At 45.0% G+C, this 1,087-nt stretch carries 1 protein-coding gene; it reads right to left on the bottom strand.

Annotated features, from left to right (window positions below; translation table 11 throughout):
• Window positions 1–35: 35 nt before the first annotated feature.
• Window positions 36–983 (bottom strand): IS30 family transposase, encoded by a 948-nt coding sequence (locus NH454_RS22280; protein ID WP_199524813.1) that lies wholly within the window; start codon window positions 981–983, stop codon window positions 36–38.
• Between the last annotated feature and the right edge of the window lie 104 nt (window positions 984–1,087).

Here is a 1,087-nt window from a genome sequence, read left to right as displayed (position 1 = left end):
CGCGAATTCAAGTCCGAAGTGCACCACTCGCTAAATTAGGCTGCTTTGCGTAATTCATCGAATATTACCGCTGGTTGCCTAAACCCTAGACATTTTCTCGGCCTCGCATTGAGCGCCTTTTCTATGTGCGCAATTTGCTTATCTGTCACCGTTCGTAAATCAGTGCCTTTGCGAATATATTGACGCAACAAGCCATTAAAGTTCTCATTTAACCCTCTTTCCCATGATGAGTAGGGGTTAGCAAAGTAGATGTCGGTTTTTAGCTTGTCTGAAACATGCTCATGTTCACAAAACTCACTCCCGTTGTCTGCGGTTATCGTATGAACATGGCGTCGATAGCGCCACAGCATACCTATCATTGCTCTGCTCACTTGCGCTGCACTTTTTGCTGGCACTTTGCGTATCAGGTAAAACTTACTTGTACGCTCGACTAAACTAACGATTGCTCCCGTACCATGCTTGCCAAGTACTGTATCCGCTTCCCAATCACCAAACCGTGTCTTAGTGTCAACAATCGCAGGTCTATGTTCAATGCCAACACGATTTGGGATGATGACACGTTTGCTTCGGCTGCCTTTACGATAACGTCTGTGCCCTTGTCGCAGATGTTTGTATAGCTTGCCACCACTCAATTTATCTTTTTGAATATAGCCATAAATCCATTCATGACTCACAGGATGCCCGATAATTTTGCTTACACCCGCAACCTGCTCAGGGCTCCATTTTTGCTCCAATCCAAACTCAACGAACGCAATTGTAAGTGCTGGCATGGAATACTTGGCAGCTAGACGTTTTCGTTTACATGCCTTTGAATGTGCAACCTCAGGCAAGTAATGACTTCGAGTACTATTGCGCCTAACTTCACGACTTATAGTGCTGTGGCTCACTTTTAGCCTTTTCCCTATCTCTCGATAGCTAAAACCCTCGCGTAAGTAGGCCTCAATCTGGTATCTTTGCCCTTCGATCAACTGCTTGTAACTCATGGTATCTACTCTTGTTTTTTGGCGATTACAGAGTACCACCAACAGGCAGTTGATCTCTTCTCACCGTTTAACCATGAGTGGTGCACTTATTATCTGAATTCGGG

It is taken from the genome of Pseudoalteromonas sp. Ps84H-4 (assembly GCF_024124645.1).
Taxonomy (GTDB): Bacteria; Pseudomonadota; Gammaproteobacteria; order Enterobacterales; family Alteromonadaceae; genus Pseudoalteromonas; species Pseudoalteromonas lipolytica_C.
This window is presented reverse-complemented; position numbering and strand designations above follow the sequence as displayed.

Coding starts and splice junctions, on each gene's coding strand:
- NH454_RS22280 (WP_199524813.1), bottom strand. CDS start 983: ATGAGTTACAAGCAGTTGATCGAAGGGCAAAGATACCAGATTGAGGCC.